The organism is Variovorax flavidus (assembly GCF_030317145.1).
GTDB lineage: Bacteria > Pseudomonadota > Gammaproteobacteria > Burkholderiales > Burkholderiaceae_C > Variovorax > Variovorax flavidus.
The window spans coordinates 826,974-844,285 of sequence record NZ_JASZYE010000003.1; the positions used below are offsets into that span (position 1 = coordinate 826,974).

General features: G+C 66.4%; 20 protein-coding genes. 16 read left to right on the top strand and 4 right to left on the bottom strand.

Annotated features, from left to right (window positions below; translation table 11 throughout):
* The first annotated feature begins 3 nt into the window (after positions 1 to 3).
* Genes cyoB through QTH90_RS19175 form a run of 6 tightly spaced genes read left to right on the top strand, consistent with a single transcriptional unit; the run spans position 4 to position 5,713 of the window.
* Entirely contained in the window at positions 4 to 2,007 is a 2,004-nt protein-coding gene (gene cyoB, locus QTH90_RS19150) for a cytochrome o ubiquinol oxidase subunit I (RefSeq protein ID WP_286666138.1), read from the top strand.
* Positions 2,000 to 2,641: a cytochrome o ubiquinol oxidase subunit III gene (gene cyoC / locus QTH90_RS19155; RefSeq protein ID WP_286666139.1), complete on the top strand. Its 642-nt coding sequence runs from the start codon at positions 2,000 to 2,002 to the stop codon at positions 2,639 to 2,641. Before cyoB ends, cyoC begins: the two co-directional genes overlap by 8 nt.
* Positions 2,638 to 3,048 carry a cytochrome o ubiquinol oxidase subunit IV gene (gene cyoD / locus QTH90_RS19160; protein WP_286666140.1) on the top strand — a complete coding sequence of 137 codons (411 nt, stop codon included), beginning with the start codon at positions 2,638 to 2,640 and terminating at the stop codon, positions 3,046 to 3,048. Before cyoC ends, cyoD begins: the two co-directional genes overlap by 4 nt.
* Positions 3,045 to 3,833, top strand: coding sequence for an SURF1 family protein (locus tag QTH90_RS19165; RefSeq protein WP_286666141.1), 789 nt, complete (start codon positions 3,045 to 3,047; stop codon positions 3,831 to 3,833). The genes cyoD and QTH90_RS19165 overlap by 4 nt, the downstream gene beginning before the upstream one ends.
* Entirely contained in the window at positions 3,817 to 5,187 is a 1,371-nt protein-coding gene (locus QTH90_RS19170; RefSeq protein WP_286666142.1) for an ATP-binding protein, read from the top strand. The genes QTH90_RS19165 and QTH90_RS19170 overlap by 17 nt, the downstream gene beginning before the upstream one ends.
* Entirely contained in the window at positions 5,177 to 5,713 is a 537-nt protein-coding gene (locus tag QTH90_RS19175) for a response regulator transcription factor (RefSeq protein WP_286666143.1), read from the top strand. Before QTH90_RS19170 ends, QTH90_RS19175 begins: the two co-directional genes overlap by 11 nt.
* A gap of 14 nt (positions 5,714 to 5,727) precedes the next feature.
* Here the strand turns inward: QTH90_RS19175 and QTH90_RS19180 are convergent, their stop codons facing one another.
* Positions 5,728 to 6,285 (bottom strand): GAF domain-containing protein, encoded by a 558-nt coding sequence (locus QTH90_RS19180; RefSeq protein WP_286666144.1) that lies wholly within the window; start codon positions 6,283 to 6,285, stop codon positions 5,728 to 5,730.
* Between the two features lie 130 nt (positions 6,286 to 6,415).
* Between QTH90_RS19180 and QTH90_RS19185 the strand changes: the two genes are divergently transcribed.
* Entirely contained in the window at positions 6,416 to 7,036 is a 621-nt protein-coding gene (locus tag QTH90_RS19185; protein WP_286666145.1) for a hypothetical protein, read from the top strand.
* A gap of 179 nt (positions 7,037 to 7,215) precedes the next feature.
* A complete protein-coding gene (locus QTH90_RS19190) occupies positions 7,216 to 7,617 on the top strand; it encodes a methylglyoxal synthase (protein WP_286666146.1) in 402 nt (133 codons plus the stop codon).
* A 7-nt stretch (positions 7,618 to 7,624) separates the two neighbouring features.
* On the opposite strand, the gene QTH90_RS19195 is transcribed toward QTH90_RS19190, so the two are convergent.
* Positions 7,625 to 8,338, bottom strand: a complete 714-nt coding sequence (locus QTH90_RS19195; protein ID WP_286666147.1) for a LuxR C-terminal-related transcriptional regulator — start codon at positions 8,336 to 8,338, stop codon at positions 7,625 to 7,627.
* A 265-nt stretch (positions 8,339 to 8,603) separates the two neighbouring features.
* Here QTH90_RS19195 and QTH90_RS19200 point away from each other — a divergent pair, with 265 nt between their 5' ends.
* Complete coding sequence (locus QTH90_RS19200; RefSeq protein WP_286666148.1) at positions 8,604 to 9,128, top strand: DUF2306 domain-containing protein; 525 nt, start codon at positions 8,604 to 8,606, stop codon at positions 9,126 to 9,128.
* A gap of 8 nt (positions 9,129 to 9,136) precedes the next feature.
* Here the strand turns inward: QTH90_RS19200 and QTH90_RS19205 are convergent, their stop codons facing one another.
* Positions 9,137 to 9,325 carry a hypothetical protein gene (locus QTH90_RS19205; RefSeq protein WP_286666149.1) on the bottom strand — a complete coding sequence of 63 codons (189 nt, stop codon included), beginning with the start codon at positions 9,323 to 9,325 and terminating at the stop codon, positions 9,137 to 9,139.
* Positions 9,326 to 9,484: 159 nt separating this feature from the next.
* Here QTH90_RS19205 and QTH90_RS19210 point away from each other — a divergent pair, with 159 nt between their 5' ends.
* From QTH90_RS19210 to QTH90_RS19225, 4 genes are all read left to right on the top strand, one after another.
* The gene (locus QTH90_RS19210) at positions 9,485 to 9,829 is read left to right on the top strand and encodes a hypothetical protein (RefSeq protein ID WP_286666150.1); all 345 of its coding nucleotides are present in this window, start codon (positions 9,485 to 9,487) and stop codon (positions 9,827 to 9,829) included.
* 97 nt (positions 9,830 to 9,926) lie between these two features.
* On the top strand, positions 9,927 to 10,727 hold the full coding sequence (locus QTH90_RS19215; protein ID WP_286666151.1) for an SDR family NAD(P)-dependent oxidoreductase: 801 nt from the start codon (positions 9,927 to 9,929) through the stop codon (positions 10,725 to 10,727).
* Positions 10,728 to 10,729: 2 nt separating this feature from the next.
* On the top strand, positions 10,730 to 12,169 hold the full coding sequence (locus QTH90_RS19220) for a DHA2 family efflux MFS transporter permease subunit (RefSeq protein ID WP_286666152.1): 1,440 nt from the start codon (positions 10,730 to 10,732) through the stop codon (positions 12,167 to 12,169).
* Positions 12,170 to 12,232: 63 nt separating this feature from the next.
* A complete protein-coding gene (locus tag QTH90_RS19225; RefSeq protein WP_286666153.1) occupies positions 12,233 to 12,457 on the top strand; it encodes a hypothetical protein in 225 nt (74 codons plus the stop codon).
* Here the strand turns inward: QTH90_RS19225 and QTH90_RS19230 are convergent.
* On the bottom strand, positions 12,454 to 13,677 hold the full coding sequence (locus QTH90_RS19230; protein ID WP_286666154.1) for an NAD(P)/FAD-dependent oxidoreductase: 1,224 nt from the start codon (positions 13,675 to 13,677) through the stop codon (positions 12,454 to 12,456). The genes QTH90_RS19225 and QTH90_RS19230 overlap by 4 nt on opposite strands.
* Positions 13,678 to 13,789: 112 nt before the next feature.
* Here QTH90_RS19230 and QTH90_RS19235 point away from each other — a divergent pair, with 112 nt between their 5' ends.
* The 3 genes from QTH90_RS19235 to QTH90_RS19245 are packed head-to-tail and all read left to right on the top strand — an operon-like array spanning position 13,790 to position 17,276.
* The gene (locus tag QTH90_RS19235; protein WP_286666155.1) at positions 13,790 to 14,929 is read left to right on the top strand and encodes an FAD-dependent monooxygenase; all 1,140 of its coding nucleotides are present in this window, start codon (positions 13,790 to 13,792) and stop codon (positions 14,927 to 14,929) included.
* 16 nt (positions 14,930 to 14,945) lie between these two features.
* Positions 14,946 to 16,574, top strand: a complete 1,629-nt coding sequence (locus QTH90_RS19240) for a (2,3-dihydroxybenzoyl)adenylate synthase (RefSeq protein ID WP_286666156.1) — start codon at positions 14,946 to 14,948, stop codon at positions 16,572 to 16,574.
* A 9-nt stretch (positions 16,575 to 16,583) separates the two neighbouring features.
* Complete coding sequence (locus QTH90_RS19245) at positions 16,584 to 17,276, top strand: glutathione S-transferase family protein (protein ID WP_286666157.1); 693 nt, start codon at positions 16,584 to 16,586, stop codon at positions 17,274 to 17,276.
* Positions 17,277 to 17,312 lie beyond the last annotated feature (36 nt).

Sequence of the window (17,312 nt, forward strand, 5' to 3'; positions counted from 1 at the left end):
GAGATGCTTGACCATCCTGACCTGACGAGGCTGATTTTCGGCCGCCTTTCCTGGGACGCGATCCCGTTCCACGAGCCAATCCTTCTCGCGACCTTCATCGCCGTTGTCCTTGGTGGTGTGGCGCTCCTCGGTGCGATCACCTATTTCCGGGTGTGGGGCACCCTGTGGCGCGACTGGATCACCAGCATCGACCACAAGAAGATCGGCATCATGTACATCATCCTCGGGCTGGTGATGCTGCTGCGTGGCTTTGCCGACGCGATCATGATGCGCGCCCAGCAGGCCGTCGCCTTCGGCGGCGAAGCGGGCTTCCTGCCGCCGCACCACTACGACCAGATCTTCACCGCGCACGGCGTGATCATGATCTTCTTCGTGGCGATGCCGCTGGTCACGGGCCTGATGAACTACGTCGTGCCGCTGCAGATCGGCGCTCGCGACGTGGCCTTCCCCTTCCTGAACAACTTCAGCTTCTGGATGACCACCTTCGGCGCCGGCCTCGTGATGGCGTCGCTGTTCGTCGGTGAGTTCGCCCGCACCGGATGGCTCGCCTATCCGCCGCTGTCCGGCATCCAGTTCAGTCCGGACGTGGGGGTCGACTACTACATCTGGTCCCTGCAGATTGCGGGGGTGGGTACGCTGCTCTCCGGTGTCAACCTGATCGCGACCATCGTGAAGATGCGCGCGCCCGGCATGACGCTGATGAAGATGCCGGTGTTCACCTGGACCGCGCTGGCCACCAACATCCTGATCGTCGCCGCCTTCCCGGTGCTGACGGCTGTGCTCGCGCTGCTGTCGCTGGATCGCTACGTCGGCACGAACTTCTTCACCAACGACCTTGGCGGCAACGCCATGATGTACGTCAACCTGATCTGGATCTGGGGCCACCCGGAGGTGTACATCCTGATCCTGCCGGCCTTCGGCATCTTCTCCGAAGTGGTGGCGACCTTCTGCGGCAAGCGGCTCTTCGGCTACGCGTCGATGGTCTACGCCACGCTGGTGATCACGATCCTTTCGTACCTCGTCTGGCTGCACCACTTCTTCACGATGGGCTCCGGTGCCAGCGTGAACTCGTTCTTCGGCATCACGACGATGATCATCTCGATCCCGACGGGCGCGAAGATCTTCAACTGGCTGTTCACCATGTACAAGGGCCGCATCCGCTTCGAGCTGCCCATGATGTGGACCATCGCCTTCATGATCACCTTCGTGATCGGTGGCATGACCGGCGTGCTGCTGGCGGTGCCGCCGGCCGACTTCGTGCTCCACAACAGCCTGTTCCTGATCGCTCACTTCCACAACGTGATCATCGGCGGCGTGCTGTTCGGCATGCTGGCCGGCATCACCTACTGGTTCCCGAAGGCATTCGGCTACAAGCTCGATCCGTTCTGGGGCAAGTGCTCGTTCTGGTTCTGGGTGATCGGCTTCTACTTCGCGTTCATGCCGCTGTACGTGCTGGGCCTGATGGGCGTCACGCGCCGCGTGAGCCACTTCGAAGACCCCTCCCTGCAGATCTGGTTCCAGATTGCCGCCTTCGGCGCGGTGCTGATCGCGCTGGGCATCGCTTCGCTCATCATCCAGTTCGTCGTGAGCTACATCCGCCGCGACCAGTTGCGCGACAACACGGGCGACCCGTGGGACGGCCGCACGCTCGAGTGGTCGACCTCCTCGCCACCGCCCGCGTACAACTTCGCCTTCACGCCGCGGGTGCACGACAACGACGCCTGGGCCGACATGAAGAAGCACCACTACCAGCGTCCTGAAGAGGGCTTCATCCCGATTCACATGCCGAAGAACACCGGCGCGGGCTTCATCATTGCCGCCCTGGCCGCAGTCTGCGGCTTCGCACTGATCTGGCAGATGTGGCTGGTTGCCGGCGTCGGTTTCTTCGCCATGCTGGCCGCCATCATCATCCATACCTTCAACTACAAGCGCGACTATCACGTCCCGGCGGACGAGGTCGTCCGCACCGAAGGCGCTCGCACTCGCCTTTTGGCTGCCCATGTCTGACGTCACCGTACTTTCCACGCCCGGCGCAATCAGCGCCAATCCCAGCGCCCGCTTCTACGTGAGCGGCGAGCATCACCCCGAGAACGGCACGATGCTCGGGTTCTGGCTCTACCTGATGAGCGACTGCCTGGTCTTCGCCTGCCTGTTCGCCGTCTATGGCGTGCTGGGGCGCAACTTTGCGGCAGGACCTTCGGGCGCCGACCTGTTCGACCTGCGGCTGATCGCGCTCAACACCTCCCTGCTGCTGCTGTCGTCGATCACCTACGGCTTTGCGATGCTGGAGATGCAGCGCAGCAAGGTGCGCGCCACACTGATCTGGCTGGTCGTGACCGGCTTGCTGGGCGCCGGCTTCATCGGCATCGAGCTCTACGAGTTCACACACCTGATCCGTGAAGGCGCCGGACCGCAACGCAGCGCGTTCCTGTCCTCCTTCTTCGCACTGGTGGCCACGCACGGCCTGCACGTGACCTTCGGCATCATCTGGCTCATCGTGCTGATGGCCCAGGTGACCAAGCACGGCTTCATCGCAGCGAACCGCCGGCGCCTGATGTGCCTCTCGATGTTCTGGCACTTTCTGGACGTCGTCTGGATCGGCGTCTTCACCTTCGTCTACCTGATGGGAGTGCTGCCATGAGCGCGCATACCGACACCTCCGCTCACGGCGCCGATCATGGTGCGCACGACGACCACCACGGCCACGACGACGGCGCCCCCCACGCCACCTTCAAGGGCTACATGACGGGCTTCGTGCTGTCGGTGATCCTGACGGCCATTCCGTTCTGGCTGGTGATGGGCAATGTGTTCGACAAATCGAGCACCACGGCCATGGTGATCCTTGGCTTCGCTGTCGTGCAGATCCTCGTGCACATGGTCTATTTCCTGCACATGAACGCCAAGTCCGAGCACGGCTGGACCATGCTGGCACTGATCTTCACGATCGTGGTGGTGGTCATCACGCTGAGCGGCTCGTTGTGGGTGATGTATCACATGAACCACAACATGATGCCGGGCCTGATGCACGACATGCACAAGGCGCCTTGACCCAGCCCCGCTCCAGCGCCGTCCTCTCCGCGCTGGCGCTCTGCGCCCTCCTCGCCTTCGCGGGATTCGTCGCGCTCGGCATCTGGCAGGTGGAGCGTCGGGCCTGGAAGCTCGACCTCATCGCCCGGATCGACCAGCGTGTCCACGCACCGGCCGTCGCGCCGCCCGCGGCCGATCAGTGGCCGAAGGTGAATGCGGCCGATGACGCGTACCGGCGCGTGCGCGCCACCGGCACCTTTCTCCACGACCGCGAAACGCTCGTCCAGGCCACGACCGAACTCGGCGGCGGCTACTGGGTGCTGACACCGCTGCGAATCGCCGACGGCAGCATCCTGCTCGTCAACCGCGGCTTCGTGCCGCCCGAGGCGCGGGATCGCTCAACGCGCGGTGCGGCCGATGGCGAAGACGAGTCCACCGTCACCGGTCTGCTGCGGATGACCGAACCCGGCGGCAGCTTCCTGCGTCACAACGACCCGGCCGCCGATCGCTGGTATTCGCGCGACGTCCAGGCGATTGCAGCGGCTCGCGGACTGCGCGGCGTCGCGCCCTACTTCGTGGATGCCGAAGCAGCCGCGCCGGTACGTTCCAGCGCAGGCGCGGCGAACGCCCCACGCACGTGGCCGGTCGGCGGCCTGACGGTCATCAGCTTTCCCAACAACCATCTGGTCTACGCATTCACCTGGTTTGCGCTGGCCTTGATGGTGGCCGCGGCCGCCTGGTACGTGGGACGCGACGAGCGACGCGTACGGGGTGCGCGCATCGGCGAAGATGCCGGGCATGACTGAAGTCACTGCGATCGCTCCCGGTACGCCCTCCGACCGGACCGAAGCCGTGAGCCACGGCGACGCGACCGGCCTCAAGAACATGCAGCAGCTGATCCAGCTGCGATGGATTGCGGTGGTCGGCCAGATTGCCACCATCCTCGTCGTTCATTTCGGCTTCGGCATCCGGCTGCCGCTCGACCAGATGCTGGCCGTGCTGGCATGCCTCGCCGCTTTCAACGCGGCGAGCCAGTTTCGCTGGCGGATCCACCGCGATGTGTCCAATGCCGAGTTGTTCGTCGCGCTGCTGGTCGACGTGGCCATGCTCACCGCACAGCTCTACCTCAGCGGCGGCGCAGCAAATCCCTTCGTGTTTCTCTACCTGCTGCAGGTCATTCTGGCCGCGGTGCTGCTGGAGGCCTGGTCGACGTGGACGATGGTGGGCGTCACCACCGCCTGCTTCGCGAGCCTGGCCCTGTTTTCGGGACCGCTCGCGATCCCGCTCAACCACGATCGCGGCCTGCTCAGCCCCTACATCCTGGGCGTCCTGGTCTGCTTTGCGCTCATCGCTGCGCTGCTGGTCGTCTTCATCACCCGGATCACCCGCAACCTGCGCGGCCGCGATGCGCGTCTGGCGGCGCTGCGGCAGCGCGCCGCCGAGGAGGAACACATCGTGCGCATGGGCCTGCTGGCCTCGGGTGCCGCGCACGAACTCGGCACGCCGCTCGCCACGCTGGCGGTGATCCTCGGCGACTGGCGGCGGCTGCCCCACTTCACCTCCGACCCCGAGCTGCTGGACGAGGTGAGCGAGATGCAGGCCCAGGTGCAGCGCTGCAAGAGCATCCTGAGCGGGATCCTGCTGTCGGCCGGTGAAGCGCGTGGCGAGAACTCGGTGGAAACGACCGTCAGCACCTTCCTCGACGACCTGGTCGAAGAGTGGCGCGACACGCGCCCTGCGACTTCCTTCACCTACGAGAACCGGTTCGGCCACGACCTGCCCATGGTTTCCGATTCGGCGCTGAAGCAGATGATTTGCAACCTGCTCGACAATGCCCTGGAAGCCTCGCCGCGCTGGGTGGCCCTCGAAGCGGCGCACGACGGCGACGATCTGACGCTCACGGTCAGCGATCGCGGACCGGGATTCGCGCCCGGAATGCTCGCGCAGTTCGGCAAGCCCTACCAGTCGACCAAAGGCCGGCCCGGCGCCGGGCTGGGATTGTTCCTCGTCGTCAACGTGGCGCGCACGCTGGGCGGCAGGGTCGAGGCGCGCAACCGGCCGGAAGGCGGTGCGGTCGTGACGCTCACGCTGCCGCTGGCTGCCATCACCCTCGAAGAGGACGAGGACGACGAATTGGAAGACGAAGGACATGGAAGCTGAACGCCTGCTGCTGATCGTCGAGGACGACGCAGCTTTTGCGCGGACGCTCGGCCGCTCGTTCGAGCGGCGCGGCTACGCCGTGATGCTCGCTGCGAACCTGGACGAAGTGTCGGCACTCCTGAAGGAGCATTCGCCGGGATACGCGGTGGTCGACCTCAAGCTCAATGGCGACGCATCGGGGCTGGCCTGCGTCCAGACCCTCAACCAGCATGACCCGGCGATGCTCATCGTGGTGCTGACCGGCTTCGCCAGCATCGCCACCGCGGTCGAGGCCATCAAGCTCGGCGCCTGCCACTACCTCGCCAAGCCGTCGAACACCGACGACATCGAGGCGGCTTTCGGCCGCGCCGAGGGCAGTACGGAAGTGGAGCTGACGAACCGTTCCACGTCGATCAAGACGCTCGAATGGGAGCGCATCCACGAAACACTCGCGGAAACCGGCTTCAATATTTCGGAGACGGCGAGGCGGCTAGGGATGCACCGCCGCACGCTGGCGCGCAAACTGGTCAAGCAGCGCGTCAAGTAGGCGCCAAGGCAGCGTCAGGACGGCCGCGTGACATCGCGTCCGTCGGCCTGCGCCAGCAACCGGGCCGTGGCCAGCGCGGCCATCTCCAGTCTCTTCACGTCGCGTTCGTCGAGGTCGGCGCGCGGCTCGAAGCTGAATCCGCACAGCACACCGTACAGGCTGCCGTCCGAAAACCTCACCGGCACGCCAATGTGGGCGCCCAGCGCCTCGTAGTAGTCGGGAAGGCCATTCGCGACCCGCACGCGCTTGACGTCGGGCACCAGGCAGGGCATTCGCCCGTCGACGATCCGCTGGCAGATGGTTTCAGCGAGCGGATGGAAATCCCCGGGCCGGATGATGGCCTCCAGGGCCTTCGCGGAGATCTGCCGGAACACGCGGTTCTGGTCCACGAACTCGCCCACGAAAACCACCTCGAGATTGAGCTGCTCGCGCACGACGCGCAGAAGGCTGCCGATGCAGCGCTCGGTGAAGCTGCCGTCCGTGCCGATGCCGGTCTCCGCCGTGATCGTGGCGATACGGGATGCCCAATCATCCAAGTCGTGCGGCTCGGCCTGGGTTAATTTGCTCGTCAAACTGTTTGTCCTTCCGGGAGCCATCGTACGACAGAGTGTTTGCGCCATTGCGAGCCCTGCATGGCCGCCCCACAATTTCCGGGCACCACCCTGGCAAGCCCGCCGGGGCGGGCACTCACCGGACGCGGCCATGCACCATTCATTCGGTGGACTCACCGGCCTCCGGGCATCCGGTGCCCTGTGCAGCGCGTTGATCGGGGCCGGCATCGCGGCAGACACCTTCGCGGAGACGCCGCCAGCGCGCTTTGCCAGCGTCGCGATCGTCGGTACCTATCGCGCAGCGGGGCCGGCGAAGAACCAGTACACACTGCTGTCGATATTCCGCCAGGAATCGGCCGAAGGCCAGCCGGCCGGCATCGCCACCTTCGGCTGGCTGGACACCGGCGAGGTCCTGCTCGTCCAGTACACGGGGTACGTGCCCTCGATCAAGCAGGCGATGTCGCGCCGCAGCGTGATGACGCCCAGGCCCCAACCGCTGGACATCCAGGCCGCGCCGCGCTACGTGATGGTCTGCGCGTGGCCGCTGGATGCAAAGAAGGCACCCGGCAAGCCGATCGCCGTCTACGGTGAGCGGGACGACGCCAATGCCCAGATCGATTCCTCGGCGAATTCCACCCTCACGACCGTGACGTGGGTCCCGGTCCCGGCCGCGCGTGCGGCCAGGAACTTTGCCGCCAAGGACTATTGCGGCGAGATCGCGCGCACAAGGAAATCTTCGGCACCCACGTGGCTGATCGACGCCAGCGAATAGCCCATCCGACCCTGCGGCCCGCCGACTTGTGCCGTCCTTCTGTGGATAACGTTGTGTGTAGCGCGTGGAGGCGCATGCGCAAGGGCTGACGCCATGCGGGTTTCCGCTGCATTGCCTGCGAAACGGGCACACGGCGGATACTGGCCTGCTACGCTGGATCGACCACCCGGAGGAACACCATGGCCGAGCTTCCCACACCCCCGCGACGCCGCATCGCGCTCATCGCCCACGACGGCAAGAAAACCGCCATGCTGGCGCTGGCGCGCGAATTCGAGCCCCTCCTGCGCCAATGCGAACTCTGCGCCACGGGGACCACGGGCGCGCGGCTGGCTTCCGAGGTCGGCCTCACGGTCGAGCGCCTGTTGAGCGGACCGCAAGGCGGCGACCTGCAGATCGGCGCGCGGCTCGCCACTGGCGGCGTCGACGTCGTCATCTTCCTGCGCGACCCGATGACGGCGCAGCCGCACGAGCCCGACATCAATGCCCTGGTGCGGGCATGCGACGTCCACGACGTTCCCTGTGCGACGAACGTGGCGAGCGCGAGACTGGTGCTGCGGCAGTTCGAGTCCGAGAAGCCTTGACCCGCCGCTAGGCGTAGCGTGCCTGGCCTTGTTCCTGGAACAGCGGCGTGACCGTCGCGCGGCTTGCCCGCGCACGAACCGCCACCACCCCTTCGCACGGCCCCTGGCTCACCAGCCCGCGCTGCGCCGCCACGATGACGGCATGCGTGCGCGTCGTCGCATCGAGCTTTTCGAGGATGCCCTTGACGTGCACCTTGACGGTGCCGACGGCAATGCCGAGCTCCTTGGCGATCGCCTTGTTGCACGAGCCTGTCGTCAGCAGCTTCAGCACCTCTGTTTCCCGCGTGGTGAGCCGCTCGCGGGTGAGGCTGTCCGCGATGCGCCGCGAGACCGAATGGGCCAGGTAGCGCTGCCCCTGGCTCAGGGCGGTCACCCCGTCGATGAGTTCGTCGACCTGGCAACCTTGCAGGAGGTAGCCGTGGATGCCGGCATTGATGGCCGAGCGGATTTCCCACTCGCGATCGATCGGCGTGACGACCATGACCTTGGGGCCGCGATGGCGCCGGGCGCCCTTGGCGGCCTTCGCATCGGCCAGGAATTCAAGGCCGCTGCGATAGTCCGCGACGACCACGTCGGGCGTGTCCGCCCCTTCGGCCGGCTGCACTGCGCTTCTGACAGTCACGGCCAGTCCGGGCCGACTGCCAAGGATCGCGGCCAGGCCGGCGGACATGACGGGATCCTCATGAATCACGGAAACCTGGATGGGTTCGATCGTCGGCATGCTGTGTCCTCTCATCGGGTTGCGGCGGGGTGGGAATGATCAGCGCGCGCGCATCGCGGGACAAATTAAGCGATGTGAATCCTTGTGATTCGAAGCCCACCCTTTGGAGGTAGGCGGCGGGGGCCCTTCAGTCAGAGTCGAAAGCACTGCCGCCCTTGAACACTCTGGGCACCCGCGCAATGATCCGCGCGGGCGACCCGGGCCCCGCCTGCCGCTGGCCTTCAAATTGCTTTCCCGCCCAGCCTTTCATCCAAGGAGCTGACCCATGTTCTACGGCTTAACCCCTCTTGGCATCGTCCACACCGTCATCAGCCTCGTGGCGGTGGCGGCCGGCCTCGTCGCGCTGGTGCGCTACAAGGAAATTGCGCTCGCCACGCGCGCGGGGCGAATCTATGTGGTTGCCACCGCGCTCACATGCCTCACGGGTTTCGGCATCTTCCAGCACGGAGGCTTCGGCCCGCCGCACGTGCTGGGCATCGTGACGCTCGTGGTGCTCGCAACGGCGATGGCTGCGGAGCGAGGGAAGGTGTTCGGCAAGCTGTCGGCCTATGTGGCGGTGGTCTGCTATTCGCTGACGTTCTTCTTCCACATGATTCCCGGCGTGACCGAGACGGCGACCCGGCTCCCGCTGGGCGCCCCCCTGGTGGCGGACCGTGATGCGTCACCGGGATTGCGAGGAACGATCGGCGCCCTGTTCATCGTGTTCCTGATCGGCGCAACCGTGCAGGTGCTGCGGTTGCGCGCCACGCGCCAGCGCGACGCACTGGACGGTCTGCGCATGCAGGGCTGACGGCCGTTTCAGAGCTTGATGACGTACTTGAAGACGACGACCAGCGCGACACCCAACACGGCAATGAACACCAACCGACCCCAGCGCACCCCAGGCTGGCCAAGATCGGCAAGCTCCGTCCGGTGCAGGCCCGAAAACGAGGTCGAATCCGGCTTGTCTCGCGCCCAATCGTGAAAGTTATCTCTGTCGGTGTTCATGTAATACATTCTAACTACAGTTACACCGGGTTTAACACCGTGTCGTCGCGACGACAGCCACACAAGCGACGCAACACTACACAAGATTTCGTCGGCGCATTACCTCCGGTTCACATGGCGCAAGCAGCATGGAGGCTCCTCACAGACAGGAGCCCCACCATGAAAAAGATTGCTTTTGCCCTCGGCACCGTCGCACTGCTTTCGCTGGCAACGCTTAGCGTGCCAGCGCTGGCGCAGCCCTACTCGAACCGGGTGATCGTCGTCCCGGCCCCGCCTCCGCCGCCGGCGCGCGGCTACGTCGTGACCCCTGGCTATGGCTACGTGCAGCCGGGCTATGTGCATCGCGGGCCGGGCTACTACCAGGGCCGCGACGGGCGATGGGACCGCCGCGGTTACGGCGACCGCGACCATGACGGCGTCCCCAATCGCTACGACCGTGACCGCGACGGCGATGGCGTTCCCAACCGCTACGACTACCGTCCGGACAACCCCTACCGCTATTGAATTCCGGCGCCGGGCGTGACGGCGTTCCAGGGGATGTGGACGCCGTCCAGTATCTCTGCTAAGGTTTGTGGATGCTGTACACAAGCCGGAGAGATCGATGCTGCTGTTCGACGACAAGTGCGCCGTGATCTACGGCGCCGGCGGTGCCATCGGCGGTGCGGTAGCCCGAGCCTTCGCGCGTGAAGGCGCAAAGCTCTTTCTCGCCGGCCGCACGCAATCCAGGCTGGACACAGTCGCCGCCGACATCGCCGCCGCCGGAGGGCTGGCCGAAGCCACGGCGCTCGACGCTCTCGACGCCTCCGCGGTCGAACGCCACGCCGATGACGTGGCACGCAAGGCCGGCGGCATCGACATCGCCCTGAACGCCATCGGCGTCGCCCACGTCCAGGGCACGCCCTTCGCGGACCTCTCCCTGGAAGATTACGAATTTCCGATCACGACCTACACGCGCACCAATTTCATTACGGCCAAGGCCGTTGCGCGACACATGGCGGCGCAGGGCTCCGGCGTGATCCTCACCCTTTCGACCCCCGGGGCGCGGCTTCCTGGGCCCGGGTACATGGGCAATTGCGTCGCCAGCGCAGCCGTCGAAGCCATGTCGCGCCACCTGGCCGGTGAACTCGGCGCACAAGGCATCCGCGTCATCTGCATCCGGCCGCACGCCATTCCTGAAGCCGCGGCAGCGGGTTCGCACACGCAAGCGGTCTTCAAGCCCATGGCGGACCGCGCCGGCGTGACTGTCGAACAGATGCTGGCGGGCGCAGCCGGCGGCACACTGCTGAAGCGGCTGCCCACGCTGGACGAAGTCGCGAACACGGCCGTCTTCCTGGCCTCCGGCTACGCGGGTGCCATGACAGGCACGGTCGCCAACCTGAGCTGCGGCTTTCTGGTGGATTGAGGATGACGCATCGCTGGGCCGCCCTCATGGTCCTGTGCCTTGGCGTGTTGATGATCGTGCTCGACACCACGATCGTGAACGTCGCCCTGCCCTCGATCCGCCAGGACCTCGGCTTCTCGGAAACCTCGCTGGTCTGGGTCGTCAACGCATACATGCTGACCTTCGGCGGCTTCCTGCTGCTGGGCGGGCGGCTGGGAGACCTGTTCGGCCACCGGCGCCTGTTCCTGCTCGGCATCACGCTCTTCACGGTGGCCTCGCTGGGCTGTGGCCTGTCAACCTCGCAAGCCCTGCTGATCACGGCGCGCGCCGTGCAGGGCTTGGGCGGCGCGGTGGTTTCGGCGGTCTCGCTGTCGCTGATCATGAATCTCTTCACCGAACCGGCCGAGCGCGCGAAGGCGATGGGCATCTACGGCTTCGTGTGCGCCGGCGGCGGCAGCATCGGCGTGCTGCTGGGCGGCCTGCTCACCGATGCGTTGAGCTGGCACTGGATCTTTCTGGTCAACCTGCCGATCGGCGTGGCCGTCTACGCGCTGTGCCTTGCGCTGCTGCCCAAGGTCGACGGACATGCCGCCGGCGAACGCCTGGACATCGGCGGAGCGGTGACCGTGACAACTGCGCTGATGCTGGCTGTCTACGCGATCGTCAACGGCAACGACGCCGGCTGGACCTCCCGGCAGACGATCCTGCTGCTTGGTACTTCGGTGGGGCTGTTGGTCGCGTTCCTGGCGATCGAGGCGAGAGTGAAGCATCCGCTGATGCCGCTGCGCCTCTTCAGGCTGCGCAACGTCGCGACGGCGAACATCATCGGCGTGCTGTGGGCCGCGGCGATGTTCGCCTGGTTCTTCATCTCCGCCCTGTATCTGCAACTCGTGCTGGGCCGCAGCCCGATGCAAGTGGGGCTGGCGTTCCTGCCGGCCAACCTCATCATGGCGGCCTTTTCGCTCGGCCTCTCCGCAAAGCTGGTGATGCGCTTCGGCAACCGGGCACCGCTCTCCGTCGGGCTGCTGCTCGCGGCAGCCGGGCTGGCCTTGTTCGTCCGGGCACCGGTGGATGGCAGTTTCCTGGCCGATGTCCTGCCTGGCATGACCTTGCTCGGCATCGGCGCAGGCATGGCGCTCAATCCCCTGTTGCTCGTGGCGATGAGCGACGTCGCGCCGAGCGAGTCCGGCCTGGCGTCGGGCGTGCTGAACACTGCCTTCATGATGGGCGGCGCGCTTGGCCTCGCGGTGCTCGCGAGTCTGGCCGCGGCACGCACCGGCCACCTGCTCGCGACGGGCGCGAACCCGCTGGTCGCGCTCAATGGCGGCTACCACCTCGCCTTTCTCGTGGGCGCGGTTTTTGCGGCCGCGGCGGCCCTCCTCGCATCCGTGTTTCTCCGTGCGAATGTCCGGACTTCGGCACCTCGGGACGATGACGCGATGGGTGCCGCACGTAGCAGCTGAATCCGGCCGAAACGTAGGCGTTGGCCTACAGAAATTCCGCCCGCGCGCGCCCACCATCAAGGCATGAAAAATCCGATCAAACTCGTCATCGACGAGCCGGCGCCGGGGTCTTTTCTCTGGACGCTGCTCGAAACCGACGCCGGCGGTGTGCCTCGGAAGGTCGTGAGAGCGGCCGAGTACGGGGCAGACACCTACGAGGCCGCACTGGCGGCCGGCACCCGGATGATGGACGCCGAAATCCGCAAGAACCTCAGCGCCCCGCCGGAGCGGGACAGCGTCTCGAGCTAGGCGAGGTGCGTCTTCAGCGGCACGGCCGGATCGGCCGCGACCGCGGGGTCCGGGCTGCGACCTGCTTCCAGCAACTTGCGGCTCATCATGTGGTCGACCGGCGCATTCACGGACTCGACACAGCGAAGCTGTCCGTCGACGTAGTGCAACAGGGAGAACGATGCGGCATTGGCGCCGGGGCGCCGGACAGTGACTGCACCAACCGTGCCTTCGGCCGGAACCAATCCGGCCATCTGGAGCCGAAGCCCGCCCTGATCGGACCAGAACCACGGCACCGCGTCATGCGGCCGCGGCGCACCTGTGAGCGTCGCCACCGCCGTGCGCGCCTGGTCATTCGCGTTCTGTACGGATTCGAGCCTTAGCGGCTGGCCCGCGCGCCGGTCGGGAAAGCGCGTGCAGTCGCCGACGGCCAGCACGGCCTCGTCGCTGGTCTGCATGTAGGCGTCGACCACGATGCCGTCCACGCACTCGAGCCCGGCGGCCTGTGCCAGCGCGGTTTCGGGCACCGCCCCGATGCCCAGCAGCAGCAGGTCGATCGGCTGCGGCTGGCCGTCCAACTCGATCGCCGCGAGCCGCGTGCCATCGATCTGCATGACCCCGCACTGCACGCCGACGCGCACATCCATTCCGGCGGCGCGATGGGTTGCCAGCACATGCGCGGACAGTTCCGGCGACACCGCGCGGCTCAGCAGGCGCGGCGCGCTTTCCAGCACCAGGACCTTCTTGCCGAGCGCCAGCGCCGTGGCCGCCACTTCCAGTCCGATGAAGCCTCCGCCCAGCACCGTGACATGCTGCGCCGCCAGCAGCTGTGCACGCAGCCGTGTCGCTTCGTCGACGGCGCGAACCAGGGCCACGTTCTCCAGCCCCGCCAGCGCGGCCAGCCGACGCGCCCGTGTGCCGGTCGCGAGCACCAGCCGCTCCCAGCCGAGCACCTTGCCCGAGCGCAGCGTGACGGTGCGCGCCGCCCGGTCGATGGACACCGCCGGATCGCCCATATGCATGGTGATGCCCGATTCGCCGTACCACGTCTCGGCCTTGTGAGACTGCGGTGCCTCGTCCGGGCTCTTCAGGAAGGCCTTGGACAGCGGCGGCCGGTGATAGGGAATGGCGGTCTCTTCGCAGACCAGGTGCACGCGCGCGCCCTGCCCCGCTTCCACGAGGCCTGCGCACAGTTGCGCGGCCGCATGGCCGCCGCCGATGATGACGATGTTCGAATTCATGAAAGTAGTCCGTGGCTGTCGGTGATCCCCACAATGTCGGGATCGAGCCCGCCACTGTAGCCTCAGGGACCACGGCGACGGCGCCCAAGGACAAAACCACAGAGACAAGCAGATGAAGATTCGCATCATTGGCGGCGGCCCCGCCGGCCTTTTCTACGCCTACCTGATGAAGCGCGACGACCCGTCGCACGACATCCGCGTCTACGAACGAGACCCGGAAAGCGCGACCTACGGCTGGGGCGTGGTCTTTTCCGACGTGGCGCTCGCCTTCGTGCGCGACCTGGCGCCGGAGCTGTACGAATCGATGACGCACAACCAGGAGGTGTTCGACGAGATGGCCGTGGTGCACCAGGGCGTGCACGTCACGCTGGCACACAATACCTTCCATCGCATGGCGCGCATCGACCTGCTGAAGGCGCTGCACGCGCATTGCCGCAAGGCGGGCGTAGTCATCGAGTTCGAGCAGCGATTCGACGACGTCACGGCCTTTGCCGATGCGGACCTGATCGTCGCCGCCGACGGTGCCAACAGCGCGATCCGCACGCGCTACAAGGAGCACTTCGGGCCGACGCTCGACGAGCGTCCGAACCTGCTGGCCTGGTACGGCACCACGCAGCTCTTCAACCCGCTCTCGCTCATCTTCCGCCAGAACCCCGATGGGCTGGCGATTGCTCACACCTACCGCTACAGCCGCACGCATAGCACCTTCCTGGTCGAGGTCGATCCGGCAACCTTCCGCCAATCGGGCCTGGACCGCATGAGCGAATCGCAGAGCCTCGCGTGGTGCGAGAAGGTGTTTGCCGATGACCTGCAAGGCCACCCGCTGCTGTCCAACAAGTCGAGCTGGTTCCGCTACACCGTCGTGAAGAACCGCAACTGGCACCACGGGAACATCGTGCTGATTGGCGACGCGCTACGCACCGGCCACCCGTCTGTCGGATCGGGCACGCGGCTCGCCATGCAGGACTCGATCGCGCTCTTCGATGCCTGGAAGGCCTGCGGCCCCGACGTGCCGAAGATGCTCGAGGAATTCGTGCGCATCCGCCAGCCCGGTTCCGACTCGCTGCAGAAGGCCGCGATCAGGAGCACCGAGTGGTACGAGAACCTCGGGCCCAAGCTGCCGCTCGATCCGATCTCCTTCGCCTACGACTACGTCACGCGCAGCGGTCGCGTGGACCATGCGGACGTGCGCAAGCGCGATCCGGAACTCGCAGCCGCCTACGAGAAGCTCCATCCCGAACTCGCGTTCTGACCTGAAGGAATCCACCATGCTCGAAGGCTGCATTCCCTGGCCCGCAGAAGCCGCTGAAAGGTACCGCCAGCTCGGTCTGTGGGAAGACCTCACGGTGGGCGAGATGGTCGAGCGCACGATGCGCGCGGCGCCGGGCAAGACCGCCCTGGTCTTCAACGACCGGCGCATCAGCTATGAAGAACTGGTGCGCAGTTCCAGGCGGCTGGCACTCGCACTGCTCGACCTGGGGTTGAAGCCGCGCGACCGCGTGGTGGTGCAGTTGCCGAACGTCCCGGAGTTCGTCATGGCGTACCTCGCGCTCAACTGGATGGGAGCCATCCCCGTGATGGCGCTGCGCGCCCACCGGCATGCCGAGGTGCGCCATTTCATCCGCGCTTCGGGCGCGACCGCCTACCTGGTGCCCGATGTCGTCGGCAACTTCGACTACCGGCCGATGGCGGCCGAAATGGCCGCGGAGTTTCCGTTCCTGCGCCACGTGATCGTTGCGGGCGAGCCGGCGCCGGGCCAGCGCGCACTGGATCCGTTGATCGACGGCGGCCCGGCCGAGGACGACAAGTCCACGCAACGACTGCTCGCCGCGCGCCCGTCGCCCGACGAAGTCTCGACCATGCTGCTCTCCGGCGGCACGACCTCGGTGTCGAAACTGATCCCCCGCACGCACAACGACTATGTGCTCAACGCCCGCCTCTGCGCGCAGGCCGCGGGCTTCGACCGCAACACGGTCTTCATGGCGATCCTGCCGCTGGGCCACAACTACAACCTTGCGTCGCCGGGCCTGCTCGGCACCTTCTACGCGGGCGGCACGGTGGTGATCGCGGCGGGCACCGACATCGAGGCCACCTTCGCATCCGTCGAGCGCGAACGCGTCTCGGCCATCGCGAGCGTGGTCCCGCTCATTTCCAACTGGCTCAACAGCGACGTGCCGGCGCGCTTCGATCTCTCGTCGCTCAAGGTCGTGCAGAACGGCGGCGCCCGGCTCGCGCCCGAGCTGCGCACGCGCTTGCGCGAACAGCTCGGCTGCACGCCGCAGGAAATCTACGGCACGGCCGAAGGCCTGATCAACATGACGCGGCTCGACGACGCGGACGGACTGCTGCTCGAAAGCTCCGGCGCACCCGTGAGCGAGTTCGACGAAATCAAGGTGCTGGACGACGACGACCGCGAAGTGCCCGACGGCGAACCCGGCGAACTGGTGACACGCGGCCCGTACACCATCCGCGGCTACTACAAGGCGCCAGAGAAGAACGCCGAGGCCTTCACGGCCGATGGCTTCTACCGCATGGGCGACATCGTGCGCAAACGCGGACGCTACGTGTTCACCGAAGGCCGCCGCAAGGACCTGATCAATCGCGGTGGCGAGAAGATCAGCTGCGACGAGATCGAGAACCTCATCTTCGGATTGCCGCAGGTGAAGGTGGTCGCGCTGGTCGGGCTGCCCGATCCGGTCTTCGGCGAGAAGGCCTGCGCCTGCGTGATCCTGCAGCCGGGCACGACGCTCGGCTTCGATGAACTGATCGCCTACCTGCGCCAGCAGAAGATCGCGTCCTTCAAGCTGCCCGAGCGGCTGGAGATCATGCAGGAGTTTCCGGTGAGCCCCGTCGGCAAGATCCTCAAGCGCGAGCTTCGCGACCGGTTGACCGCGTAGAGTGCGCGAATGATCGTCCTCTACCACTGCGTGAGCGCCCGCTCCTTTCGTCCGTTGTGGACGCTCGAAGAACTGGGCGCAACGTACGAGCTGCGCATGCTGCCCTTTCCGCCGCGCGCGCTGCAGCGCTCGTACCTCGACATCAACCCGCTGGGGACCGTGCCCTATCTGATCGACGGCGACACCCGCATGTCGGAGTCTGCCGCGACGTGCCAGTACCTGGCGCAACGCTGCGATCCGGCCAACACGCGAGGGCTCGCAGTTCGCGCAGACGAACCCGGCTTCGGCGCCTGGCTGAACTGGCTGCACCACGGCGAGGCCACGCTGACCTTTCCGCAGACCATCGTGCTGCGCTACGGCCGCTTCGAGCCGGACGAGCGCAAGCTGCCGCAAGCCGCCGACGACTACGCCAGGTGGTTCATTGCGCGCCTGCGCGGCATCGATGCCGTGCTGGCGAAGCACGAATTCCTCTGCGCCGACCGCTTCACGGCCGCGGACATCTCGGTCGGCTACGCGCTGATGCTGGCCGAAGAAACCGGCCTCCTCCCGCGCGTTCCTCCCGCGGTTTCGGCCTATTGGGAGCGCCTGAAGCTGCGCGATGGCTACCAGCGCGCGCTGGCCGCGCAGCACGAAGCGGCACTGGCGCAGGGTGTGTCGCCCTCGTCTTCGCCGGGTCCCTGGCCTTCCGCGCCAAGCGCTTGACGCGAGGCGCCGCCATTGACTGAACCGCCCTCGCGC